Here is a 24,342-nt window from a genome sequence, read left to right on the forward strand (position 1 = left end):
ATGGCCACCCAGCCATAGGCCTTGAGGAAGACCTCGGCGCGGCAGTGCTGCGCGCCCTTGAGGCTGGCCGAGTTGGCACCGAGCTCGCGGTAGCCGAAGCCCGAGGGCGCCAGGCGCAGACCATAGACATCGCGGGCCGACACGCCCACGGCGCGGCACAGGCCCACGAAGATGGCATTGAGGTCGGCGCATTTGCCGGCCAGATTGCCGGTCTCCAGCATGGTGCGCACATCGCCGGTGCCGCAGCCGCGGGTCTTGGGCTCGCGGTGGGCCTTGGCGATCACCCAGCGGTAGATGGCCTGGGCCTTTTCCACATCGGTCTTGGCGCCCTGGGTGGCTTGCAACGCGGTCTGGAGCACGATGCCGTCCACCGGCACCAGCTCGGTGGCGGCCAGATTGGCACGCAGCACCGCGGGGTCTTCGCTGACGCGGCCGGGGCGGCTCCAGTCCACCGCGCGGCTCTGGGTCTGCACGCGGCTGACCAGGCTCAGGGTGGGCGTCTTCACCGATTCGGGGAACTCGGCATAGAGCATGCGCACGCCGCGCGCCGGGTCGGACACGATGCGGCTGACGCTGGCATTGCCGGTCCAGCTGTGGTCGAGCGTGCGCTGGTAGTCGGTCTCGATGTCCGGCAGGGGCAGCCAGAGCTTGGTCTGACCCTGATGGTCGGCCACGCTGACCTCCAGGCTCATCTCGAAGCGGCGCCAGGCGCCGGGCTGGGGCGCGAAGCGGCGCTCGCCTCCAGTGGCCTGGGTTTGGGTCTGAGCGAGGGCAAGACCCGGCACCAGGCTGGCACCCACGCCAGCGGCGACGGCCTGCATCAGATGACGACGCTTGAGTTGACTCATGGCTTTCTTTCCTTCAAATAGGTGTTCAGCCCAACAGGGGCTCGATCCACTGCCGCGCTTGCGGTCCGGTCCAGTCCAGCTCGCCAATCACCGAGAAGGCCGCACGGCCATCCCGCGCGATCAGCACGCTGGTGGGAAAGATGCGCACGCCATAGGCGCGGGCTACGGCGCCGTCGGCATCGCGCAGTATGGGCAGATCCACGGGCATCTGCTGCAGAAAGCGGCGCAGGGCGGCATCGGTTTCGCGGTGGTTGACGGCCAGCACCTGCAGGCCGCGCGCCTCGTACCTCTGCGCCAGCAGCTCCAGCGCGGGCATCTCGCTGCGGCAGGGCTCGCACCAGCTGGCCCAGAAGTTGAGCAGCACCACCTTGCCGCGGGCCTGGGCCAGCTCGAAGCCCGGGCCCTCAAAGCCCGGCAGGGCCACGGGTGGCGTGGGCGTGCCCGCGGGCCAGGGCCGGCGCAGCGCGCCGTCCTGGGCCAGGACCGACAGGCTGCACGCACCCAGGCCCAGCAGCGCCGCCTTGCGCAGCGCATCACGTCGTAAGAGGTTCATGCCTTCAGTACCTCGCTCAGACGGCCCAGCTGGGCCAGGAAGGCCGCCTCCTGGTCCAGGCAGCGGCAGTCCAGCCAGAGCCGGTCTTCGGCAATGCGGCCGATCACGGGCAGGGGCAGGCCGCGCAGGGCCACGCTCAGGCGATCCAGGGCTGTGCCCAGGCCGCGCTTGCCCACGCCCGCCGGCGCCACCGTGAGGCCGGCCGAGGGCAGGCGCTCCACCGGCAGGGAGCCCGAGCCGATCTGGCCCAGCATGGGCGCCACCGCCACCGTGTAGTGCGGGGCCAGAGCTTGCGCCAGGGCCGGCTGCAGGCGCTGTGCCTGGGCCTCGATCTCGGCCAGGGGCCGGGTCAGCAGGCGCAGGGTGGGCAGGTCGCGCGTCAGGCGGTCCGGCCGCAGATACAGGCGCAGCGTGGCTTCCAGCGCCGCCAGCGGCAGCTTGCTCATGCGCAGCGCACGCTTCATGGGAAATTTGCGGATGCGCTGGATGTAGTCGCGCCGGCCCACGATGAGGCCGGCCTGGGGGCCGCCCAGCAGCTTGTCGCCGCTGAAGGTCACCACATCCACGCCCGCGGCCAGCATTTCCTGGGGCATGGGCTCGCGCGGCAGGCCCCATTGCGCCAGATCCACCAGGGCGCCGCTGCCCAGGTCGGAAACGAGTGGCAGGCCGTGCTCATGGGCGATGGGCGCCAGCGTGGCTTCGTCCACCGAGGCCGTGAAGCCCTGCACCTGGTAGTTGCTGGTGTGCACCTTCATCAGCATGGCGGTGCGGGCATTGATGGCGCCCGCGTAGTCGCGCGCATGGGTGCGGTTGGTCGTACCCACCTCCACCAGAGTGGCGCCGGCGCTGGCCATCACATCGGGCATGCGGAAGGCGCCGCCGATCTCCACCAGCTCACCGCGCGAGACGATGACCTCGCGCCCGCCCGGATGGGCCGCGGCCAGGGCCGCGATGCTGAGCAGCACGGCCGCGGCATTGTTGTTGACCACGGTGGCGGCCTCGGCGCCGGTGAGTTCGCACAGCAGGCCCTCGATCAGATCGTCGCGGTCGCCGCGTCCGCCCGAGGCCAGGTCGTACTCCAGATTGTTGGGGCCGGCCATCATGGCCAGCAGCTGCTGCAGGGCCGAGTCGGCCAGCAGGGCGCGGCCCAGATTGGTGTGGATGACGGTGCCGGTGAGGTTGAGCACCGCGCGCATGCGGCTGTCCAGGCGCGCCTGAACGCGCGCCTCCAGCGCCCCGGCCAGGGCCTCGGGCGCCAGGGCCTCGCGCGCCAGCTCGGCCGCCAGCACGCGGGGGCGCAGCGACTCAAGCAGGGCGCGGGCTTCATCGGCCACCAGGCGGTGGCCTTGGGTCTCGATCAGCGCCGCCACCGCGGGCAGGCGCAACAGACGGTCGACGGAGGGCAGGTCCTTGGCTTCGGCTTTGCCGGGTGCCTTGGAGCCGTGAACCACGGACTCTTCGGGCGCCGCCATCAGGACCTCCCGCCCGGATCCGGCGGTGCCGTGTCAGGATCGCCGAAGAGCAGCATCAGATTGACGCCGCGACGCTGCAGGCCCGTGTCCGAGACCAGCAGATCCAGGGTCAGCGAGGCCAGATCGTCGGCCATGGGTTCCACGCGGTTGTCGCGTTCCATGTGCACGATCTTCAGATAGTGGCCGCATTCCTCGCAGCATTCGGCCTGCACCACGGCGGTCTCGGCGCTGCCATTACCCTCCTCGGCCACGTCCTGCAGGGCGCGGAAGCTGATGCCCTTGGTGCTCTGGCAGTTCGTGCACTTGATGCGCACATAGTGCCATTGCGCCGCGCAGAGGCTGCAGCTGAGGTAACGGGTGCCGGTGGTGTCGGCGCCCAGGCGGGTGATGCTGGCCGTGGGCCGCGAGCCGCAGCAGGGGCACAGGGTGGGATCGTCGATGCGACCGAAGGGCGCCACGCGGTCCTTGCCATGGCGCGCCTGCACCTGGCTGACCAGGCGCACCCAGTAGAGCTGCAGGCCAGCCGCGATCAGCGGGGCCGTGCCCAGGTCCAGGCCCAGCATCACGCCGGAAAGCAGGCGCTCGGCCTGCAGCTCCAGGTGTGCATCCTCGGCCTCGGCCAGGCGCAGGGCAGTGTCGCGCGCCGGGCCGGCGGCCACGCGGGCCGCCAGCAGGCGCATCAGGGACCGCAGGTCCTCGCGCCAGGCCGGCTCGCGCGTCCAGGCCTGCTCACCGGCCCCGGGCAGCAGGGGCAAACCGCTGTTGGCGGCGGCCTCAATCTGCTCGGTGGTGGGCAGGGCCAGGGACCGCTCGCTCTTCAGCAGCTCGTGCTGGCAGCGGGCCAGCTCGGCGCAGAAGAGCAGGTAGTCGCGCATGGCATGGCCTTCGGCCAGCTGGCGCAGGCGCAGCTCGCGCTCGGCAAAGACGCCGGGCTCGGGCAGGCGCAGCTGGGTGATCTGCTCGCCCGCCCGAACGGCGATCTCTTCGGGCGATAGCAGCCGGGTTCCGGCCGTCAAACTCATTGCTGGGGGTCCGTTCCTTGAACTTGCGTTGCGCGCATCACTTGCCGCGGGTCATTTCTTTGTGCCACAGCGCGTGATTCTGCCGTGCCCAGGCCTCGGTCACGGTGCCACGCGTCATGGCTCGCACGGTGCCCTTGACCCAGATGGCGGCGTAGACATGCATGATCACGCTCAGGATCAGGGCCACCGCGCTGGCGGCATGCACCACCACGGCAATGCGCCGCGCCAGGATGGGGAAGCTGTCCGCAAACCAGGGCTGCCAGAACATGATGCCGGTCACCAGCAGGGCCAGCAGGCTGATGGCCATGAGCCAGAACACGCCCTTCTGGCCGGCGTTGTACTTGCCGACCGGGGGCATGGCCGCCTTGTTGCCGCGCAGCATGTCGCCGCTGTGCTTGACCCACTCACGGTCGGCGTCGTTGAGCAGGTTCTCGCGCCACAGGCGCACGAACATGCCCAGGAAGGCCAGCACCATGGCCACCCCGATGAAGGGGTGGAGGATGCGGGCCCAGACGCCGCCGCCGAACAGATGGCTCAGGAAGAACAGGCTGGGGTGGAAGAAGGCCAGGCCCGAAAGCCCGGCGGCGATGAACAGCAGCGCAATGACCCAGTGGTTCATGCGCTCGCCGTCCGAGTAGCGTTGCAGAAGCTTGCTCGCCATGGTGTGTCTCCTTCAGGCGTCCGCCTTGTCGTCTTCCTTGGCTTCCACCGGCCCCACCTTCATGTAGTGGAAGAAGCCCGCGAAGACCGCGCCGATCATGGCCGCCACCGCCAGCGGCTTGGCCGCGCCCTTCCACAAGGAGACCAGGGGACTGATCTTGGGATCCTTGGGCAGGCCGTGATAGAGCTCGGGCTTGTCCGCATGCTGCAGCACATAGACCACATGGGTGCCGCCCACGCCGGCCGGGTCGTAGACGCCGGCCTGCTGGTAGCCGCGGTCCTTGAGATCGGCCACGCGCTCGGCACCGTAGTCCAGCATGTCCTCCTTGGCGCCAAAGCGGATGGCGCCGGTGGGACAGGCCTTGACGCAGGCCGGCTCCAGGCCCACACCCACACGGTCGGAGCAGAGGCTGCATTTGTAGGCCTTGCTGTCCACCTTGGAGATGCGGGGCACGTCAAAGGGGCAGCCGGTGACGCAGTTGCCGCAGCCCACGCAGTGCTCGGAGATGAAGTCCACGATGCCGTTCGTGTATTTCACGATGGCACCGGGGGCCGGACAGCTCTTGAGGCAGCCCGGATCCTCGCAATGCATGCAGCCGTCCTTGCGGATCAGCCACTCCAGCTTGTTCTGCTCCACCTCCACTTCCGAGAACCGCATCACGGTCCAGGACTGGGGCGTGAGATCACGCGGGTTGTCGTAGGTGCCAGCGTTGTCGCCCACATCGTCGCGCAGCTCGTTCCACTGCATGCAGGCCACCTGACAGGCCTTGCAGCCTATGCAGGAGCTGACGTCGATGAGCTTGGCGACCTCCACCCCCTGCCGCGCCTGAGGCGGCGGCGTGGTGGTGGCGGAGCGCTTGGCGATGTCCAGAGATTGCAGAGATGACATGGCGCTCCCCTCAGGCCTTCTCGATGTTCACGGTGAAGCTCTTGTACTCGGGCGTCTGGGTGTTGGCGTCGCCCACGAAGGGGGTCAGCGTGTTCACCAGATATCCGGGCTTGGCCACACCCACAAAGCCCCAGTGATTGGGCAGACCCACCGTGTGCACCTTCTTGCCGTCGACCTCCAGCGTCGGGATGCGCTTGGTCACCACGGCCACAGCCTTGATGAAGCCGCGCTTGGACGAGACCTTGACCATGCTGCCGTTGGCAATGCCCTTCTCCTTGGCCAACTCTTCGCCGATCTCGACGAATTGCTGGGGCTGGATGATGGCGCTGGTGCGCACGTTCTTGGTCCAGTAATGGAAGTGCTCGGTCAGGCGGTAGCTGGTCGCCACATAGGGATATTCCGAGGGCTTGCCGAAGGCCTCCATATCCCCCTTGAAGACGCGGGCGGCCGGGTTGGCGCGCACCTTGTCGTTCTTGGGGTGCATGGGGTTGTTGACCAGGGGCGACTCGAAGGGCTCGTAGTGCTCGGGCAGCGGTCCATCCACCAGTCCCGTGGGCGCGAAAAGTCGTGCCACGCCCTCGGCGGTCATGATGAAGGGGCGCACGGCCTCCTCGTCGTTCGGATTCGCGTCCGGACGGATGTCCGGCACGTCCGAACCACCCCAGCGCTCGCCATTCCAGGCAATCAGCCGGCGCTTGCCGTTCCAGGGCTTGCCCGAGGGGTCGCAGGAGGCGGCGTTGTAGAGCACGCGGCGGTTGGCCGGCCAGGCCCAGGCCCAGTTCAGCGTCTGACCAATGCCCCAGGGGTCGCTGTTGTCGCGGCGCGCCATCTGGTTGCCCGCCTGCGTCCAGCTGCCGGAATAGATCCAGCAGCCGGCAGCGGTGGAGCCGTCATCGCGCAGCAGACCGAAGCCGGCCAGCTGCTCGCCGGTCTTGGCCAGCACCTTGCTCGGGTCCTTGGGGTCCGTGACGTCCGCGAGCGCCCGCCCATTGAACTCCATGGCCAACTCGTCCGCTGCGGGGCTGTGCGGAATCTTGTAGGGCCAGGTCAGGTTCAGGATGGGGTCGGGGAAGGCCCCACCCTCCTTCTGGTACATGGACTTCAGACGCAGGAAGATCTCGGCAATGATCTCCGCATCGCCCTTGGCCTCGCCCGGAGGCTCGGCCCCCTTCCAGTGCCACTGCAACCAGCGGCCCGAGTTGGTGAGCGAGCCGTCTTCCTCGGCAAAGCAGGTGCTGGGGAAGCGGAACACCGTGGTCTGGATCTCCTCGGTCTTCACATCGTTGTGCTCGCCGAAATTGCGCCAGAACTCGGCGGTCTCGGTGTTGAGCGGATCGATGATGACCAGGTACTTCAGCTTGGACAGGCCGTCGATGATCTTCTTCTTGTTGGGGAAGGAGCCCACCGGGTTGAAGCCCTGGCAGATATAGCCGTTGAGCTTGCCCTGGTTCATCATCTCGAAGGCCTGGAGCACGTCGTAGGTCTTGTCCCACTTGGGCAGGTAGTGGAAGGCCCAGTCGTTCTCCTTGGTCGCGGCCTTGCCCCACCAGGCTTTTTGCAGACTGACGAAGAACTTGGGGTAGTTCTGCCAGAAGCTCATCTGGTTGGGACGCAGGGGCTTGGTGGCGCGAGGCTTGTAGTAAGTCTCCAGATCCTGCTCCGACTCACGCGGCAGGCTCAGATAGCCCGGCAGCGAGGTCGACAGCAGACCCAGGTCGGTCAGGCCCTGGATATTGCTGTGGCCGCGCAGCGCGTTCATGCCGCCACCGGGCAGGCCGATATTGCCCAGCAGCAGCTGCATCAGGGCACCGGTGCGGATCATCTGCGAGCCCTGGCTGTGCTGGGTCCAGCCCAGGGCGTACATGATGGTCATCACCTTGCCCGGCGCCGAGGTCTCGGCAATCATCTCGCAAACCTTCAGGAACTTGTCCTGGGGTGTGCCCGTGATCTTGCTGACCAGCTCGGGGGTGTAGCGCGAGAAATGCCGCTTCATGACCTGCAGCACGCAGCGCTCATGCGTCAGGGTCGGGTCGACCTTGGCAAAACCCTTGTCGTCGAGCTCGTAGGCCCAGCTGGCGTTGTCATAGCGCCGCTTGGCCTCGTCATAGCCCGAGAACAGACCGTCCTCGAACTTGAAGCCCTCGTTGATGATGAAGCTGGCGTTGGTGTAGTGCTTGACGTACTCGTGCTGGATCTTGTCCTTGCTGAGCAGGTAGTTGATGACGCCGGCCAGGAAGGCGATGTCAGACCCCGCCCGGATGGGGGCGTAGTAGTCGCTCATCGCGGCCGAGCGCGTGAAGCGCGGGTCCACGACCAGCAGCTTGGCCTTGTTGTGATGCTTGGCCTCGATCACCCACTTGAAACCGCAGGGATGCGCCTCGGCGGCATTGCCGCCCATGATCAGCACCAGATCGGCGTTCTTGATGTCAACCCAATGGTTGGTCATCGCGCCGCGTCCGAACGTCGGGGCCAGACTGGCCACCGTCGGTCCGTGTCAAACGCGTGCCTGGTTGTCGAATACCAGCATCCCCAGTGAGCGCATCGCCTTGTGGGTGATGTAGCCCGATTCATTGGAGGATGCCGAGGCACAGAGCATGCCCGTCGAAAGCCAGCGGTTGACGGTCTTGCCGTCCGCGTTCTGGGCGATGAAGTTGGCGTCGCGGTCGGCCTTCATCAGCTTGGCCAGGCGATCCATCGCCTCGCTCCAGCTGACGCGCTTCCACTCCTTGGCGCCGGGCTCGCGGATCTCGGGCCACTTCAGGCGGTTGGGGCTGTGGACGAAGTCCAGCAGGCCCGCGCCCTTGGGGCACAGCGTGCCGCGGTTGACCGGGTGATCCGGGTCGCCCTCGATGTGGATGATTTCGCTGGTGACATTCTTGGCCTTGTCACCCAGCGAATACATGATCAGGCCGCAACCCACCGAGCAATACGGGCAGGTGTTGCGGGTTTCGGTCGCCCGGGCGAGCTTGAAGTTGCGCGCTTCTGCCAGTGCGGCCGTGGGCGAAAAGCCCAAGGCCACCAGGCTGGAGCCGACCAGCCCCGCGCTGCTCACCCGGAAGAACTGCCTCCGGTTCATGTCCATTTGATCTTGCCTCCTGGGGTTGCCCCCAACAGTTCTTAGAGATTGGCCGTCACGCGACACGCTTCCCGATTGCCGCACAAAAGCACCCCGCTTGTCCATCTGCAGGTGACCTTGTGACAAGTTGGCAGCACGCCGCGACAATTTGTCGCAGACTTCAGCCAACAGCGCCCGCTTGACGGGGTCGGTTCTTGCCTGCCTTGGTGCAGCGCAGCAAGTGTGGCGAGCTACAGTGAGGCGCGATGAACAACAAGCCCCCTGCCACCCCACCAAGCATCGCCTGGCCGGGCAGCGCCGTGCTGGTGATCGACGACGAGGAAGGCATGCGCAACTTCCTCGCCAAGACCCTGGCCCCCCGCTGCGCCCAGGTGCTGACCGCCGCCAGCGCCGAGGACGGCGAGGCCCTGCTGCGCCAGCAGCGCTTCGACCTGATCGTGCTGGACATCAGCCTGCCCGGCCGCAGCGGCCTGGCCTGGCTGCGCGAGCTGCGCACGGCTGGCAATACCTGCGAGGTGATCCTGATCACGGCTTTTGCCGATCTGGATACCGCCATCGAGGCGCTGCGCATCGGCGCCTCGGACTTCATCCTCAAGCCCTTTCGCACCACCCAGCTGCTCAATGCCGTCAAGCACTGCCTGGAGCGCGCCCGCCTGACCCGCGAGAACTTCGTGCTCAAGCGCACGCTGCAGACCGAGCTCGGGCGGCCGCAGCCCGGCCCCGCCAGCCTGCGTGGCCAATCGCCGCAGATGCAGCTGCTGCGCGAGAGCCTGGCACGCGCCGCCCTGGTGGACAGCACGGTGCTGCTCAGCGGCGAGTCCGGCACCGGCAAGGAGCTGGCGGCCCAGGCCCTGCACCATGGCAGCGCCCGGTCCCGGGCGCCCTTCGTGCCGGTGAACTGCGCCCTGATGTCGCCCGAGGGTGTGGAGGCCGAACTCTTTGGCCACGGCACGCGCGATGGCCTGCTCTTCTACGCCCAGGGTGGCACCCTGTTCCTGGACGAGGTGTCCGAGCTGCCGCTGGCGGCCCAGGGCAAGCTGCTGCGGGTGCTGGAAGAGCGCCAGATCCGGCCCGTGGGCAGCGAGCAGCAGATTGCGGCCGATCTGCGCATCATCGCCGCCAGCAACCGCAATCTGGCCGGCGAGGTGGCCGCCGGACGCCTGCGCAAGGACTTGTACTACCGGCTTCTGGTGGTGGAGCTGCGCCTGCCCGCCTTGCGCGAACACAAGCAGGACATCCCCTTGCTGGTGGAGCATTTCGTGGCCGAGCTGGCACCGCGGCTCTCGGCCGACCCCATCACGCCCAGCCCCGAGCAACTGGCCTATCTGCAGCAGTACGACTGGCCGGGCAATGTGCGCGAGCTGCGCAATCTGGTCGAGCGCTCGCTGATCCTGGGCTCGCTCAATCTCTCGGCCCTGTATCCGGCCATGGAGAGCGCCCCGGCCACCACCGATCTGCAGACCCTGGAGCGTCAGCACATCCTGGCCGTGCTGGGCTCGGTGCAGGGCGACAAGGCCCAGGCCGCGCGCCTGCTGGGCATTTCCAAGCGCACGCTGGAGCGCCGCTTTGCCGACTGGGCGGCCCAATGAGCCCGCAATGAAACACCCGCTGAGCCTGCGCACCAAGCTGCTGCTGCTGAGCCTGCTGCCTTTGTGGGCCGTGCTGCCCCTGCTGGGCCTGATCCTGGTGTACTGGGGCGATGCGGCCTTTGATCGCCTGCTGATCACCAAGGTGCGCAGCGATCTGGCGGTGGCCAAGGGCTATTTCGAGCGGGTGCAAGGCGAGATTGCCGGTGGCACGCGCGCAGCGGCCAGCGCCCACCGCCTGGTGCATCTGCTGCAAAACCAGCGCCTGCAGGACCTGCCCGCCCTGCTGGCCGATGCGCGCCGCGAGCACCAGCTGGAGTTCATCAATCTGCTGGGTCCGCAGGGCGAGCTGCGGGCCAATGAATTCGGGCTGATGGCGCCGCAGGGGGCGCCCCTGCCGGAGCTGGTCGCGGACAACAAGGGCGACCTGGCCTCCGTGGCCCTGCTCGAGCCGGAGCTGCTGCAGCAGATTGCGCCGGCCCTGCGCGACCGGCTGGGCATCCCGCTGCTGCCCACGCCCAATGCCGCGCCCAGCGAGCGCAGCCGCGAGGAGCGTGCCATGGTGCTGATCGCGCGCGCCCCCATCCACGACGCCCAGGGGCGGCTGCTCGGTCATCTGCAGGGCGGCGTGCTGCTCAACCGCAACCTGCCCTTCATCGATCATCTCAACGAGATCGTCTACCCCGAAGGCGCCCTGCCCGCGGGCAGCCAGGGCACGGCCACCCTGTTTCTGGAGGATGTGCGCATCTCCACCAATGTGCGCCTGTTCGAAAGCTCACGGGGCGAGCGTGCCATCGGCACACGCGTCTCTCAGCAGGTCCGCGAGCAGGTGCTGGGCAGCGGCGGCACCTGGCTGGCGCGGGCCTTCGTGGTCAAGGACTGGTATATCTCGGCCTATCTGCCGCTGAGCAACAAGGACGGTCAACGCGTGGGCATGCTCTACGTCGGCTTTCTGGAACGCCCCTTCCAATGGGCCAAGTACAGCGTGCTGGCTGGTGTGGCCTTCGTCTTCCTGGCCGTGATGCTGCTCGCAGCCTGGGTCTCGCTGCGCTGGGCGGGCAGCATCTTCCGCCCGGTGGAGCGCATGGCCCGCACCATGGCCAAGGTGGAGGCCGGCGACAGCGGTGCGCGCGTAGGCCCCCTGCCCGCCCGCGATGAGCTGGGCAGCCTGGCCGGCCATCTGGATCATCTGCTGGACACCGTGGACGACAAGACCCGCGCCCTGCAGCGCTGGGGTGAGGAGCTCGACCACAAGGTGGCCGAGCGCGGCGCGGAACTCGAGGCCGCCCAGGCCCAGCTGCTGCACAGCGAGAAGCTGGCCACGGTGGGTCAGCTCACGGCCAGCATCGCCCACGAGATCAACAACCCCATCGCGGTGATCCAGGGCAATCTGGACCTGATGCGGGAGTTGCTAGGCCCGGCGGCGGAGCCGGCGCGTGCCGAGATCCGCCTGATCGATCAGCAGATCGAGCGCATGCGCCTGATCGTCACCCAGCTGCTGCAATACGCCCGCCCCGCCGAGTACGCCGGCTATGTGGAAGCGGTCGATCCCGCCGAGGCCCTGGACAGCAGCCTGCTCCTGGTGGAGCACCTGCTCAGCCGCGCCCGCATCCAGGTGCAGCGCGACTACCGGGCCCGCCGCAGCGTGGGCATCAACCGCCAGGAGCTGCAGCAGGTGCTGATCAATCTGATGGTCAATGCCGCCCAGGCCATGCCGGACGGCGGGCGCCTGAGCCTGGGCACGGAAGACTGGGACGGCCCGGCGGGTGCCGGGGTGCGCATCACCGTGTCGGATACGGGGCCGGGCCTGAGCCCCGAGATGATGGCGCGGCTGTTCCAGCCCTTTGTCACCAGCAAGGCCGAGGGCACGGGCCTGGGCCTGTGGATCAGCCGCAGCATCGTGCAGCGCTATCAGGGCGAGCTGCGCGCCGAGGCCGAGCCCGAGGGCGCCTGCTTTAGCCTGCTGCTGCTCAGCGAGCCGGCGCAGGCCGCCTGAGGCCTCAGCTGTTCTTGGAGATGGAGATGGTGGGGAACTTGCTCGAGTAGTCCTTGGCCTGGGCGGCGATCTTGACCGCCACGCGACGGGCCAGGGCCTTGTAGAGCCCGGCTTCCTCGCCGTCGGGCGCAGCCACCACCGTGGGGCGGCCGGCATCGGCCTGTTCGCGGATGGACAGGGCCAGGGGCAGTGCCGCCAGGTACTCGGTGCCGTACTGCTCGGCCATCTTCTTGCCACCGTCCTGGCCGAAGATGTGCTCCGCATGGCCGCAGTTGCGGCAGATGTGTACCGCCATGTTCTCCACGATACCCAGGATGGGCACGCCCACCTTCTCGAACATCTTCAGCCCCTTCTTGGCATCGATCAGGGCGATGTCCTGGGGCGTGGTGACGATGACCGCGCCGGTGACCGGCACGCGCTGCGAGAGCGTGAGCTGGATGTCGCCGGTGCCCGGTGGCATGTCGATGACCAGATAGTCCAGGTCCTGCCAGCGGGTCTGGCGCAGCAGCTGCTCCAGGGCATTGGTGGCCATAGGGCCGCGCCAGATCATGGCCTGGTCATCGGCGACCAGGAAGCCGATGGAGTTGACCTGCACGCCATGGGCCAGCTTGGGCTCCATCAGCTGCCCGTCCAGGCTTTCGGGCGCACCACTCACGCCCATCATGGTGGGCACGCTGGGGCCGTAGATGTCCGCATCCAGCAGGCCCACGCGCGCGCCCTCGGCGGCCAGGGCCAGGGCCAGATTGGCCGCCGTGGTGCTCTTGCCCACACCGCCCTTGCCCGAGGCCACGGCAATGATGTTCTTCACGCCGGGCAGCAGCTGCACGCCGCGCTGCACCGCATGCGCAATGATCTTGGAGGACAGGCTCACGCTGACATTGCCCACGCCCGGCACCGAGCGGGCCGCGGCCACCAGGGCGGCACGCAAGGCATCCAGCTGGCTTGCGGCCGGATAGCCCAGCTCGACCTCGAAGGAGACATCGCCGCTGGCGGACACCCGCAGCTGCCGCAGCTGCTTGGTGCTGACGTAGTCCTGGCGCGTGTTGGGGTCGATGACGCCCTGAAGGGCCTGCAAGAGCGAGGTTTCCGAGACTTGAGTCATGGCTGGCATTGTTCTAGAAGAGGCGGCGCAGTCTAGCCCAGGGCTCATGCCCCGTCGGCCGCGCGGGACATCTCGGCCCCAACGCAGCCGTGCTTCAGCCCTGCCTCAGCCGCGCGCCAGGGCCAGCAGCTTTTGGAGTTCCGCTAGCGATTGCGGACGCACGGCGCGCCCCAGCTCCTGCCCGCGCTCCAGCAGGACCAGGGTGGGCCAGAGCTTGACGCCAAAGCTGCGCCCCAGCGCTCGGCCACGGCCGTCCTCGATCTTGAGGCGGCGCAATGCGGGCTGTGCTGCCAGCGCCTGTGCAATCAGGGGCTGGGCGGCCTGGCAGTGGCCGCACCAGTCGGTGCCGAACTCGATCAGGACCGGCCCCGCCATGGCCTCCAGATCGGCCAGCATGGGCGCCTGGGGCTCATAGGGCAATACTGGAAACTCGGACATGGCGATGCGGTGATGACACAAAGACAAAGAGCCGGTCGGAACCGGCTCTTGCTGCATGGGCTCAGGCCTGAGCCCGCCGCACTCAGCCGAAGTTGGCTTCGGCGAACTGCCAGTTCACCAGGTTCGAGAAGAAGGTCTCGACGAACTTCTGGCGCAGATTGCGGTAGTCGATGTAGTAGGCATGCTCCCACACGTCCACGGTCAGCAGGGCCGTGTCGGCGGTGGTCAGCGGGGTGCCAGCGGCGCCGGTGTTGACGATGTCCACCGAACCATCGGCCTTCTTCACCAGCCAGGTCCAGCCGGAGCCGAAATTGCCGACGGCGCTCTTGACGAAGGCTTCCTTGAAGGCCTCGTAGCTGCCCCACTTGGCGTTGATGGCCTCGGCCAGCTTGCCGCTGGGTGCGCCGCCGCCATTGGGCTTCATGCAGTTCCAGAAGAAGGTGTGGTTCCAGATCTGGGCGGCGTTGTTGTAGATGCCACCGCTGGAGGTCTTGACGATCTCCTCCAGGGTCTTGCTCTCGAACTCGGTGCCCTTTTGCAGATTGTTCAGGTTCACCACATAGGCGTTGTGGTGCTTGCCGTGGTGGAACTCCAGCGTTTCCTTGCTGTAGTGCGGGGCCAGGGCATCGATGGCGTAGGGCAGCGGCGGCAGGGTATGTTCCATATCAATCAACTCCTCTTGACTCGTGGGTGGTTGGGTCTTGGGTCGGCGGCCATTGTAGGCAGCTTGCTTATGACCCCATGCGGGTGCCGAGAACCTCGAGGCTGGCCTCGCCGTCCGCCAGCACCGCATTGACCTGCTGACCGGCATGCAACTGGCCCACCGAGGCCAGTGCGCGCCCCTGGCCATCGTCGAGCCAGGCATAGCCCCGTGCCAGCACGCGCTTGGGGTCCAGGGCCTGCAGCCTGGCTTGCAGGCTTGAAAGCAGAAGGTCTTGCCGTGCCATCAGCGCCCCGCTGGCGCGCTGCTGACGCTGGGCCAGCTGGGCCAGCGTCTGCTGCTGGCGCTCCACCCGCCTTGGCAAGGCCTGACCCCAGCGCTGCTCCAGCAAGGCAAGGCGGCGGCGCTGCTGGGCCAGGGCGGCACTGGGCCGGGCCAGCAGCAGGCCGGCGCGGTCCAGGCGCTGGGCGGCCTGGTCCAGGCGCTGGTCCATGCGGCGCTGCAGGGCGCTGGCCAGGGCACGCAATCGGTCCAGCTCCACGGCGCGCGGCGGGGCGGCCAGCTCGGCCGCGGCCGTCGGCGTGGGCGCGCGCAGATCGGCCGCCAGATCGCAGAGCGTCACATCGGTCTCGTGGCCCACGCCACAGACCACGGGCAGGATGGAGCCGGCCACCGCCCGGACCACGCGCTCGTCGTTGAAGGCCCAGAGGTCCTCCAGCGAGCCGCCGCCACGGCACAGCAGCAGCAGGTCCAGCCCTTCCACGGCGGCCCGGGCTTTGGCCAGATTCAAGGCGCGCACCAGGGCCGGCGGCGCCTCGGCCCCCTGCACGGGGCTGGGGTAGACGAGGACTTCTACCTGGGGCGCGCGGCGGCGCAGCGCGGTCAGCACATCGTGCAGGGCCGCGCCGGCGGTGGATGTGATCACACCAATACGGCGCGGAAAGCGCGGCAGTGCCCGCTTGACGGAAGGCTCGAACAGGCCCTCGGCCTCCAGCTTGGCCTTGAGGCGCAGAAACTGCTCATACAGCGCCCCGGCGCCGGCACGGCGCATGCTCTCCACGATGAACTGCAGCTCGCCACGCGGCTCGTACAGGGCCAGGCGCCCGCGCAGCTCCACCAGCTGACCATCACCGGGCGTGAAATCCAGGTAGGCGCCGGCCCGCCGGAACATGGCACAGCGCAGCAGGCCGGCCTCGCCCTCGGCGTCCTTGAGGCTGAAGTAGCTGTGGCCGCTCGCGGCCCGGGTGAAGCCCGAGATTTCACCCTGCACGGTGCAGACGGCAAAGCGGGCATTGAGCGCGTCCGAGACCGCGCGCAACAGGCCCGCCACCCCCCAGACCACCCGTGGTGATGCGGCTTTCCAGGGCTCAACCATGCGCAAACCCAGTATTGGCGCGGGTCGAGAACTCCACAGTCGCGCCAGATGGGGCCTGGCGGCCCATACGCCCCGTAACGGCGATGTCACACGCGTATAAACGCTTGTTTTTCAAGAGTTTTTTCCTGCTCAAAAATTAGGCAATCTAAGCCGAGGCCCGATTTCACGGGCTCGCCAGGCCCGCCGGAACAGCTTGCCCACAAAGTTATCCACAGGCTCGGTGGATTGCGACAGGCCTTCGGGCAAGACCTGACCCGCCTTGGTTCGCCACAGCCCGGCTTGGGGCCATAATCGCGCGCAGCTTCACCGAGCGCGCTCGCCACTGGCGGGCCGTCGCAGACCAAAGGGATAGACGCCTTGTTTTCGATCATACAAGCGGCCGGCTGGCCGATCTGGCCGCTCCTGCTGTGCTCCGTCGTGGCCCTGGCCCTGATCATCGAGCGCTTTGCCAGCCTGCGTGGCGCCAAGATCGCCCCGCCAACCCTGCTGGACGAGGTGATCTCGGTCAGCAATCAGCAGCTGCCCAGCGCCGAGGTGGTGAATAAGCTGGCGGAGAGCTCGCTGCTGGGCCAGGTGCTGGCCTCCGGCCTGCGCGCCGTGATCGCCGAGCCGCGCCTGCCGGATGCCCGCCTGCGCCAGACCTTTGAGCTGGCGGGCCGCGCGGCCATCCACAAGCTGGAGCGCTACCTCAACACCCTGGGCACCATTGCCACGGCCGCCCCCCTGCTGGGTCTGCTGGGCACGGTGGTGGGCATGATCGAGATCTTCGGCAGCCAGAGCCCTACCGGCGGCAACCCCACCCAGCTGGCTCATGGCATCTCCATCGCCCTGTACAACACGGCTTTCGGCCTGATCGTGGCCATCCCCTCGCTGATGAGCTACCGCTATTTCCGCGGCCGGGTCGAGGGCTATGTGCTGGAGATGGAACAAGCCAGCGAGCGCTTCATGGCCCATCTGTCGCGCTTCACCCAGCAAGCCACGGCCCAGGCCCAGATGCAGGCGCAGGCCCAGGCCTCGCGCACCGGCCTGCGCTGAGGCGCGGCGCCCCACACCGTTCGCGAGGATGCAGCGATGAAGTTCCGTCAACGCCCCCACGATGAACCGGAGATCAACCTCATCGCCTTCATCGATGTGCTGCTGGTGGTGCTCATCTTTCTGATGATGTCCACCACCTACAGCAAGTTCACCGAGCTGCAGATCACCCTGCCCACGGCGGAGGCCGAGGCGCTCAAGGAGCGCCCCCGCGAGGTGCTGGTCTCGGTGTCGGCCGACGGCCGCTACATGGTCAACCGCGAGCTGGTGGACGGTCGGGCGCCCGAGCTGCTGGCCGTGGCCTTGCGCCAGGCCTCGGGCGGCAATGCCGAGGCCATGGTCATCGTGTCGGCCGACGCCGCAGCAGCCCACCAGTCGGTGGTCACTGTGATGGACGCGGCGCGCCGCGCCGGGCTCTCACGCCTGACCTTCGCGGCCCAGACCCAGGGCCGATGAGCGCAGACAGCAGCGCCCCGGCCAAGCGCCTGCAGCGCGCCTGGCGCGAGGGCGGCGTGCTGGCGCAGCTGCTGCGTCCCCTGGGCGCGCTCTACGGCCTGCTCAGCGGCGCCAATGCCGCGCTCTACCGTTGGGGCTGGCGCAAGACCGAGACTCTGCCCGTGCCCGTGATCGTGGTGGGCAACTGGATCGTGGGCGGCGCCGGCAAGACCCCCACCACCCTGGCCCTGTTGCAACTGCTGCGCGCGCAAGGCATTGCGGCGGGCGTGATCTCGCGCGGCTACGGCCGCGATGAACGCCTGACGGGCCCGGTGCATCTGCTGCGGCGCGCAAGCAGCGCCCGCGAGGCCGGGGACGAGCCCCTGCTGATTCATCTGCGCAGCGGCGCGCCGGTCGCCGTGGGCCGCGACCGCGTCGCCGCCGCGCGCGCGCTGCTGACGGCGCATCCCGAGCTGCAGCTGCTGATCAGCGATGACGGACTGCAGCACTGGCGCCTGCCGCGCGCCCTGAGCATTCTGGTCTTTGACGAGCGCGGCCTGGGTAATGGCCGCCTGCTGCCGGCCGGGCCGCTGCGCCAGAAGCGGCCACTCTCGCGCGAGCCCCGGATCGTGCTCTACAACGCCCCGGCCCCCAGCACCCCGCTGGCCGGCCATGTGGGTCGGCGCCGCCTGGCGGGTGCCGTGCGCCTGCAGGACTGGTGGCTGGGCCAGCCGGCCCGTCTGGAGGCGCTGCAGGCGCTGCGCGGTCGCGAACTGCTGGCGGCAGCCGGCCTGGCCCAGCCGCAGCGCTTTTTCGACATGCTGCGCGAGCAGGGCCTGCAGGTCCGCGAGCTGCCCCTGAGCGACCACCACGACTTCGCCTCGCTGCCCTGGCCCGAGGACACCCGCGAGCTTCTGATCACGGAAAAGGATGCGGTCAAGCTAGATCCGGCACGCCTGGGCAGCACCCAGGCCTGGGTGGTGGCGCTAGACTTCAGGCCCGACGAATCCTTTGAGCAGGCCTTGCTGGCTCTGCTGCCGCGCTGAGACAAGAACACCATGGACAACCGATTGCTGGAAATGCTGGTCTGCCCCATCTGCAAGGGGCCGCTGGAGCTGCAGCGCCATGAACAAGTGAGCGAGCTGATCTGCCCGGCCGACCGCCTGGCCTTCCCGGTTCGCGACGGCATCCCCGTGATGCTGGAGAACGAGGCACGGGCCCTGGATGCGCCGAGCCCCGCCGCCCCCAGCGTGAGCGCCGTGCGCCCCGCATGAGCTTCACGGTCATCATCCCGGCCCGGCTGGCCTCCACCCGGCTTCCCAACAAGCCGCTGGCCGACATCCACGGCCTGCCCATGATCGTGCACGTGGCGCGCCGCGCCGCGCTCTCGCAGGCGCGCCAGGTGGTGGTGGCCACCGATGCACCCGAGGTGCAGGCCGCCTGCGCGGCCCATGGCGTGCAGGCCCTGCTGACGCGCGCCGACCATGTCTCGGGCAGCGATCGCCTGGCCGAGGCCTGCGAGCAGCTGGGCCTGGACGGCCGCGAGCTGGTGGTGAATGTGCAGGGTGACGAACCTCTGATCGCGCCGGCCATGATCGATGCCTGTGCCAGCCTGCTGGGCCAGCGCGAGGACTGTGTGATGGCCACGGTCGGCCACGCCCTGGATGCGGCGACCGAGTTCGCCAACCCCAATGTGGTCAAACTGGTCACCGATGCGCGCGGCACGGCCCTGTACTTCTCGCGAGCACCCATCCCTTGGTGGCGCGACGGCAGCCCGGACGCGCCAGGCTTCAAGCCGGGCTCGGTGCTGCGCCATGTCGGCCTCTATGCCTACCACGCCGGCTTTCTGCGCCGCTTCCCTGGCCTGGCGGTCAGTCCGCTCGAGCAGATCGAATCGCTGGAGCAGCTGCGCGTGCTCTGGCATGGTGAACGCATTGCGGTCCACATCAGCGCCGACAAGCCCGGCCCGGGCGTGGACACCCCCGAGGACCTGGAGCGCGTGCGGCAACTCATGCCCAAGCTCGGCGGCTGAGCCGCGGCGTTACAGCCAGATGACAACAGCGGCCCGCGTCAGCCGGCCGTAGGCCCCAGCGTGCTATCCTCGCCCGCAGTTTGCGAGGGCGTCGGCGCGAGGCGGGGCCCTTCTTTTTGAAAATCGAGGAGACCCCGTGCGACTGATTCTTCTGGGCGCCCCCGGCGCCGGCAAAGGCACTCAAGCCGCCTTCATCTGCCAGAAATTCGGCATTCCCCAGATCTCGACCGGCGATATGCTGCGCGCCGCCATCAAGGCCGGCACCGAGATGGGCCTGGCCGCCAAGAAGGTGATGGACGCTGGCGCCCTGGTCAGCGACGACATCATCATCGGCCTGGTCAAGGAACGCATTGCCCAGCCCGACTGCGCCAAGGGCTTTCTGTTCGATGGCTTCCCCCGCACCATCCCCCAGGCCGACGCGATGAAGGCAGCCGGCGTGAAGCTGGACTTCGTGCTGGAGATCGATGTGCCCGACAGCGCCATCGTCGAGCGCATGAGCGGCCGCCGCGTGCATGTGGCCTCGGGCCGCACCTACCATGTCAAGTTCAACCCGCCCAAGGTCGAGGGCAAGGATGACGCCACGGGCGAAGAGCTAATCCAACGCGACGACGACAAGGAAGAAACCGTCAAGAAGCGTCTGGAGGTCTATCAAGCCCAGACCCGTCCCCTGGTGGACTACTACTCCAGCTGGGCCGCCACCGGTGACGCCCAGGCGCCCAAGTACCGTCGCATCGAGGGCATCGGCTCGGTGGACGAGATCACCGCGCGCGCCCTGGCTGCGCTGGGCTGAGCAACACAGCTGAACGAGACAGGCACGGGGCGCCGCCCCGCGCCACGGGCTGCCTTCCGGCAGCCTTTTCTTTGGGCCACAATTGACGTTTACGTCAACGTAACTCAGACAGACACAAGGAGACAGCGATGGAAATCGCAGGCAAGGTATTCATCGTCACCGGCGGCGCATCGGGCCTGGGCGAGGGCACGGCCCGCATGCTGGCGCGCGAAGGCGCCAAGGTCGTGATCGCCGACTTGCAGGTGGAGCGCGGCGAGGCCCTGGCGGCCGAGCTGGGCGGCGCCTTCGTCAAGGCCGATGTCAGCCAGGAGGCCGACGGCCAGGCCGTGGTGGCCAAGGCCGTCGCGCTGGGCAAGCTGATGGGCCTGGTGAACTGCGCCGGCATCGCCCCCGCCGCCAAGACCGTGGGCAAGGACGGCGCCCATGCCCTGGCGCTGTTTGCCAAGGTCATCAACGTCAATCTGGTGGGCAGCTTCAATATGATCCGCCTGGCCGCCGAGGCCATGAGCAAGAACGAGCCCGAGGCCACCGGCGAGCGCGGCGTGCTGATCTCCACCGCCTCGGTCGCGGCCTATGACGGTCAGATCGGTCAGGCGGCCTACGCGGCCTCCAAGGGCGGCGTGGTGGGCATGACCCTGCCCATCGCCCGCGACCTGGCGCGCAACGGCATCCGCCATATGACCATCGCCCCGGGCATCTTCGGCACGCCCATGCTCTTTGGCATGCCCCAGGAGGTGCAGGACGCGCTGGCCGCCAACGTGCCCTTCCCGTCCCGCCTGGGTAAGCCCGAGGACTATGCCAAGCTGGTGCACCAGATCATCACCAACGACATGCTCAATGGTGAGGTGATCCGTCTGGACGGCGCCATTCGCCTGGCGCCCAAGTAAACGCCCTGCTCGCCACATGAAAAAGGCCTCCCGCGGCGGGAGGCCTTTTGCTTTCACGCGCAGCCCGCAGGCTGCCGCGCAATCACTTCTTTGAACGGGCGTGGATGGTCCACAGGCGCGCCAGCTCGCCGGAACCGTCGCTTCCCTTCACACCGCGCCAGGCCTGCTGAGCCTTGGCGGAATCGCCCGCGGTGAACAGGGCCAGGCCCTGGTAGTACCGGGCGTCATCCGCGCGCTTGAAGTTGCCCTTGGCGATGCCGGCGTCCACCAGCTTCAGGCCACCGGCCTTGTCGCCGGCAAAGACCTGAGCCAGACCCAGCTTGATCAGCTCATCACCCGACTTGGCGTCGTTGGCAGCCTTCTCGGCCTCGGCATAGCCGGCCTTGCCTTCGGCAATCTTCTTGACCATCAGGTCCAGCAGACGCTTGTGGCGCGCGCCCTCGGCGCCCTGGCCCAGGATGTTGGCGGCCAGGCCCTGCTCCACCACGGCCTTGCCTTCGGCCGGGAAACCGGCCTGGGCGGCCAGCTGGGCCATTTCCATATAGTCGTCGGCGGTCTTCATATTGCCGGTGACCATCTTCAGACGGTAGACGTCCAGGCCGAAGCGGGGCGAGAAGCCCTTCTTCTGCGGCAGGCCGCCCAGAATCTGCGCCCACAACTCCTTGCGGGGGTAGTAGTTCAGCAGCTTCTCGGTGGCCAGGGCCTCGGTGGCACCGTCGTTCTTCTTTTGGGCTGCGTAGAGCAGCAGGTTCAGCTTGTCCTGGCTGGGAACCTTGCCAGCCTTCTCTTCGGCCTGCACCTCGGCCAGCGTATCCTTGAGCACGGCCGTCATGTCACCAGACTTGAACTGGGCCTGCTGCTGCACGGTCTTCATGGTGGCGCTGGCGCCACCCGCTGCGAAGTACTTGTTGGCCCATTCCAGCGCCTTGGGCGCGTTGTTGGCGCGCAAATAGGTGCCGGCAATGGCTTCCATGTACTGCAGCTGCTGGGGCGCAGCCAGGCGGCCCTTGATCACCTCGAAGGCGCGGGCCATGGAGTCCGGATCGTTGGCACCCATGGCGGCCGAGAAGCGCGTGCCTTCGATGGCATTGTTCTCGGCGGGCGTGCGGCCGCCCACGGCCTCGGCCTCGCGCAGCTTGGCCAGGGCTTCCTTGTGCTTGCCGGCCTTGATCAGGGCGGCGGCATCCTTCAGGTGCTTGCCCACCTCGGGGCGCACGGTTTCCTGGGCATAGGCCTGGGGGAAACCGATCTGGCCCTGCGGGCCCATGCCCAGCATCAGGGCGGCAGCGCCGACGGCGGCGCCGGCCAGAGTCTTGAGTTTCATTGCTGTGTTGCTCCTCGCGAAAAAAAACGCGCCGCCCTCGCGGACAGCGCGTTCCATCAATCACTTGATCATCAGTTGATGAACTGCTCGTTGCCGATCATGCCCATCTTCTTGACGCCCAGGCGCTGGGCCGAGGCCATGACGGCTGCCACGGCGCCGTAGTCCACCAGCTTGTTCGGCTTGATGTGCACTTCCGGCTGGTCCTCAGCGGCTGCCACCTCGTTCAGCTTGGCCTCGACGGCCGCATGATTGGGCAGCGCCACACCATCCCAGCTCACCGTGCCGTCGAAGTCGATGAAGACTTCGTGCACCACTGGCTCCCGGGTCGGCGGCGGCGGGTTGCCGGCAGGCAGATCCAGGTTCACCGAGTGCAGCTGGATGGGGATGGTGATGATCAGCATCACCAGCAGAACCAGCATCACGTCAATCAGAGGCGTCGTGTTGACGTCCATCATGACTTCCGGTTCATCGCCACCCGACGAGCTACCTACGTTCATTCCCATGTTCTAGCTCCTCGCGCCGATCAGCCGCCACGAGCCGGCGGCTCGGTGACGAAGCGGATCTTCAGGATGCCCGCACGCTGACAGGCGACCATCAGGCGACCGACAGACTCATAACGCGCCTTGTCGTCGCCACGGACGTGAACCTCCGGCTGGGGGTTCAGCACCGACACCTTCTTCAGGCGCTCCACCAGTGCCTCGTTGTCGGGCACCAGAACGGTATTCCAGTAGACGTCGCCGTCCTTGGTCACCGACAGCTCGATGTTTTCCGGCTTGGTGACGCGGATGACGTTGGTCTCCTTGGGGAGATTCACCGCCACCGACTGCGTCACCACCGGGACGGTGATGAGGAAGATGATCAGCAGCACCAACATCACATCCACGAGGGGTGTGGTGTTGATCGCTGAGACCACCTCATCCTCGCCGGAAGACGATCCGACGTTCATTCCCATGATGAGGCTCCAGAGAGTCCGACGATCAGCGCTTGACGGCGCGGTTGCCCATCAGCACGCCGTGCAGATCAGCGGAGAAGGCGCGCACTTGGCTCATCACGACCTTGTTGCGGTTGACCAGCCAGTTGTAACCCAGCACGGCCGGAACGGCCACGGCCAGACCGATGGCGGTCATGATCAGCGCGGCACCCACGGGGCCGGCCACCTTGTCGATCGAAGCCTGGCCGGCCACACCGATGGCGGTCAGGGCTTGCAGAATGCCCCACACGGTACCGAACAGGCCGATGAAGGGAGAGGTGGAGCCCACGGTGGCCAGGAAGCCCAGGCCCGACTGCAGACGGCTGTTGACTTCGCCAACGGCACGCTCGATGTTCATCGTCACCCAGCTGCTGTGGTCGATGTTCTCGGTCAGCGCGCCTTCGTGGTGCTCGGAGGCTTCCACGGCGGTTTGGGCGATGTAGCGGAAGGCGCCGGTTTCGTTCAGGCTCTTGACGCCTTCAGCGATGCTGGCCTTCTTGAAGAAGGTGGCGCGCACTTCCTTGGCTTCCTTGCCCAGCTTGTGGGTGTCCCACAGGCGGACGAACAGGATGTACCAGGAACCCATGGACATCAGGGCCAGCACGACCAGCACGGCCTGGTCCACAGCGTGACCATGGGTCACCAGGGCCTTCAGGCCGTAGGGATTGTCAGCCGGCTTGGCAGGAGCGGCTTCGGCAGCAGGTGCAGCAGCGGCAACGGTCTCGGCAGCAGGAGCGGCCGAGGCAGCAGGAGCAGCCTGGGCAGAAACGGTCAGGGGAGCCACAGCCAGGGACGCGGCAAATGCGATCGCGGCGAACAGGCCGGAGATACGAGAGATCATGGAGTCAACTCCTACGTAGAGAGATCGAGAGATCGGAACTCAGGTGAGAAACTGGGGCCGGCTCGTGACCGGGCCCCGGTAATTTGGATGAGGGCGCCTGAAAGGCTTATTCGATGCGGAACTGGAATTCCTGCTCGAACACATGGTCGCCCGGGCACTCGTAGGTGTCCTTGAGCGTGTCCGAGATGGCCTGAATCAGGGCGCGCTGAGCACGACGATCCACGCCACCACGCAGGGAGGCGATTTCCACGCCAACCACGCGACCAGCCTTGACCGTGGCCGTGGCACGGTACAGCGCCTCGCCACTCCAGTTCACAGCCGGCACCTCGGGCTTGCCCATCTTGGTGCACACC

25 protein-coding genes are annotated in these 24,342 nt (G+C 67.5%); 9 read left to right on the forward strand and 16 right to left on the reverse strand.

The genetic code is table 11. From position 1 onward, the window contains the following. The 7 genes from ACK5F2_RS03725 to fdnG form a co-directional block, all read right to left on the reverse strand. The coding region (locus ACK5F2_RS03725) for a transglutaminase-like domain-containing protein (RefSeq protein ID WP_409862884.1) at window positions 1-848 on the reverse strand (848 nt) is incomplete at its 3' end. 25 nt (window positions 849-873) lie between these two features. Next, window positions 874-1,401, reverse strand: a complete 528-nt coding sequence (locus tag ACK5F2_RS03730) for a TlpA family protein disulfide reductase (protein WP_409862885.1) — start codon at window positions 1,399-1,401, stop codon at window positions 874-876. Next, the gene (gene selA / locus ACK5F2_RS03735; protein ID WP_409862886.1) at window positions 1,398-2,873 is read right to left on the reverse strand and encodes an L-seryl-tRNA(Sec) selenium transferase; all 1,476 of its coding nucleotides are present in this window, start codon (window positions 2,871-2,873) and stop codon (window positions 1,398-1,400) included. The genes ACK5F2_RS03730 and selA overlap by 4 nt, the downstream gene beginning before the upstream one ends. Further along, window positions 2,873-3,895 (reverse strand): formate dehydrogenase accessory protein FdhE, encoded by a 1,023-nt coding sequence (gene fdhE / locus ACK5F2_RS03740; protein WP_409862887.1) that lies wholly within the window; start codon window positions 3,893-3,895, stop codon window positions 2,873-2,875. The genes selA and fdhE overlap by 1 nt, the downstream gene beginning before the upstream one ends. 37 nt (window positions 3,896-3,932) lie before the next feature. Further along, the gene (locus tag ACK5F2_RS03745) at window positions 3,933-4,556 is read right to left on the reverse strand and encodes a formate dehydrogenase subunit gamma (RefSeq protein ID WP_409862888.1); all 624 of its coding nucleotides are present in this window, start codon (window positions 4,554-4,556) and stop codon (window positions 3,933-3,935) included. Window positions 4,557-4,568: 12 nt separating this feature from the next. After that, window positions 4,569-5,444, reverse strand: a complete 876-nt coding sequence (fdxH, locus tag ACK5F2_RS03750; RefSeq protein WP_409862890.1) for a formate dehydrogenase subunit beta — start codon at window positions 5,442-5,444, stop codon at window positions 4,569-4,571. A 10-nt stretch (window positions 5,445-5,454) separates the two neighbouring features. Further along, complete coding sequence (gene fdnG / locus ACK5F2_RS03755) at window positions 5,455-8,526, reverse strand: formate dehydrogenase-N subunit alpha (RefSeq protein ID WP_409862891.1); 3,072 nt, start codon at window positions 8,524-8,526, stop codon at window positions 5,455-5,457. Window positions 8,527-8,765: 239 nt separating this feature from the next. Between fdnG and ACK5F2_RS03760 the strand changes: the two genes are divergently transcribed. Both ACK5F2_RS03760 and ACK5F2_RS03765 read left to right on the forward strand, forming a co-directional pair. Beyond that, entirely contained in the window at window positions 8,766-10,109 is a 1,344-nt protein-coding gene (locus tag ACK5F2_RS03760; protein ID WP_409862893.1) for a sigma-54-dependent transcriptional regulator, read from the forward strand. Between the two features lie 7 nt (window positions 10,110-10,116). Then, window positions 10,117-12,102 (forward strand): cache domain-containing protein, encoded by a 1,986-nt coding sequence (locus ACK5F2_RS03765; RefSeq protein ID WP_409862895.1) that lies wholly within the window; start codon window positions 10,117-10,119, stop codon window positions 12,100-12,102. Between the two features lie 4 nt (window positions 12,103-12,106). Here ACK5F2_RS03765 and apbC read toward each other — a convergent pair whose 3' ends face one another. From apbC to xseA, 4 genes are all read right to left on the reverse strand, one after another. Beyond that, a complete protein-coding gene (gene apbC / locus ACK5F2_RS03770) occupies window positions 12,107-13,204 on the reverse strand; it encodes an iron-sulfur cluster carrier protein ApbC (RefSeq protein ID WP_409862897.1) in 1,098 nt (365 codons plus the stop codon). 105 nt (window positions 13,205-13,309) lie between these two features. Further along, complete coding sequence (locus ACK5F2_RS03775) at window positions 13,310-13,642, reverse strand: thioredoxin family protein (protein ID WP_409862898.1); 333 nt, start codon at window positions 13,640-13,642, stop codon at window positions 13,310-13,312. An 82-nt stretch (window positions 13,643-13,724) separates the two neighbouring features. Next, the gene (locus tag ACK5F2_RS03780; protein WP_409862899.1) at window positions 13,725-14,306 is read right to left on the reverse strand and encodes a superoxide dismutase; all 582 of its coding nucleotides are present in this window, start codon (window positions 14,304-14,306) and stop codon (window positions 13,725-13,727) included. Window positions 14,307-14,373: 67 nt separating this feature from the next. After that, window positions 14,374-15,678 (reverse strand): exodeoxyribonuclease VII large subunit, encoded by a 1,305-nt coding sequence (gene xseA, locus ACK5F2_RS03785; protein WP_409862901.1) that lies wholly within the window; start codon window positions 15,676-15,678, stop codon window positions 14,374-14,376. A 357-nt stretch (window positions 15,679-16,035) separates the two neighbouring features. Here xseA and ACK5F2_RS03790 point away from each other — a divergent pair, with 357 nt between their 5' ends. From ACK5F2_RS03790 to ACK5F2_RS03820, 7 genes are all read left to right on the forward strand, one after another. Further along, a complete protein-coding gene (locus tag ACK5F2_RS03790) occupies window positions 16,036-16,713 on the forward strand; it encodes a MotA/TolQ/ExbB proton channel family protein (RefSeq protein ID WP_409862903.1) in 678 nt (225 codons plus the stop codon). A 36-nt stretch (window positions 16,714-16,749) separates the two neighbouring features. Continuing rightward, window positions 16,750-17,166 (forward strand): ExbD/TolR family protein, encoded by a 417-nt coding sequence (locus tag ACK5F2_RS03795; protein WP_409862905.1) that lies wholly within the window; start codon window positions 16,750-16,752, stop codon window positions 17,164-17,166. Further along, a complete protein-coding gene (gene lpxK, locus ACK5F2_RS03800) occupies window positions 17,163-18,191 on the forward strand; it encodes a tetraacyldisaccharide 4'-kinase (protein WP_409862906.1) in 1,029 nt (342 codons plus the stop codon). The genes ACK5F2_RS03795 and lpxK overlap by 4 nt, the downstream gene beginning before the upstream one ends. Before the next feature lie 12 nt (window positions 18,192-18,203). Continuing rightward, entirely contained in the window at window positions 18,204-18,419 is a 216-nt protein-coding gene (locus ACK5F2_RS03805) for a Trm112 family protein (protein WP_409862908.1), read from the forward strand. Beyond that, window positions 18,416-19,177: a 3-deoxy-manno-octulosonate cytidylyltransferase gene (kdsB, locus tag ACK5F2_RS03810; protein WP_409862910.1), complete on the forward strand. Its 762-nt coding sequence runs from the start codon at window positions 18,416-18,418 to the stop codon at window positions 19,175-19,177. The genes ACK5F2_RS03805 and kdsB overlap by 4 nt, the downstream gene beginning before the upstream one ends. Window positions 19,178-19,313: 136 nt before the next feature. Further along, window positions 19,314-19,967: an adenylate kinase gene (gene adk, locus ACK5F2_RS03815; RefSeq protein ID WP_409862912.1), complete on the forward strand. Its 654-nt coding sequence runs from the start codon at window positions 19,314-19,316 to the stop codon at window positions 19,965-19,967. A 128-nt stretch (window positions 19,968-20,095) separates the two neighbouring features. Then, entirely contained in the window at window positions 20,096-20,854 is a 759-nt protein-coding gene (locus ACK5F2_RS03820; RefSeq protein WP_409862913.1) for a 3-hydroxyacyl-CoA dehydrogenase, read from the forward strand. Between the two features lie 82 nt (window positions 20,855-20,936). Here ACK5F2_RS03820 and ACK5F2_RS03825 read toward each other — a convergent pair whose 3' ends face one another. The 5 genes from ACK5F2_RS03825 to ACK5F2_RS03845 form a co-directional block, all read right to left on the reverse strand. Beyond that, window positions 20,937-22,178, reverse strand: coding sequence for a hypothetical protein (locus tag ACK5F2_RS03825; protein WP_409862914.1), 1,242 nt, complete (start codon window positions 22,176-22,178; stop codon window positions 20,937-20,939). Between the two features lie 71 nt (window positions 22,179-22,249). Beyond that, window positions 22,250-22,681 (reverse strand): ExbD/TolR family protein, encoded by a 432-nt coding sequence (locus ACK5F2_RS03830; RefSeq protein ID WP_211343873.1) that lies wholly within the window; start codon window positions 22,679-22,681, stop codon window positions 22,250-22,252. A 20-nt stretch (window positions 22,682-22,701) separates the two neighbouring features. Beyond that, complete coding sequence (locus ACK5F2_RS03835) at window positions 22,702-23,130, reverse strand: ExbD/TolR family protein (protein ID WP_409862916.1); 429 nt, start codon at window positions 23,128-23,130, stop codon at window positions 22,702-22,704. Between the two features lie 25 nt (window positions 23,131-23,155). Next, window positions 23,156-23,989, reverse strand: a complete 834-nt coding sequence (locus tag ACK5F2_RS03840) for a MotA/TolQ/ExbB proton channel family protein (RefSeq protein WP_409862917.1) — start codon at window positions 23,987-23,989, stop codon at window positions 23,156-23,158. Between the two features lie 106 nt (window positions 23,990-24,095). Next, a partial coding sequence (locus ACK5F2_RS03845; protein ID WP_409862919.1) for a hypothetical protein occupies window positions 24,096-24,342 on the reverse strand: 247 nt, incomplete at its 5' end.

The sequence above is a fragment of the Roseateles sp. genome (assembly GCF_046300915.1).
Taxonomy (GTDB): domain Bacteria; phylum Pseudomonadota; class Gammaproteobacteria; order Burkholderiales; family Burkholderiaceae_C; genus Kinneretia.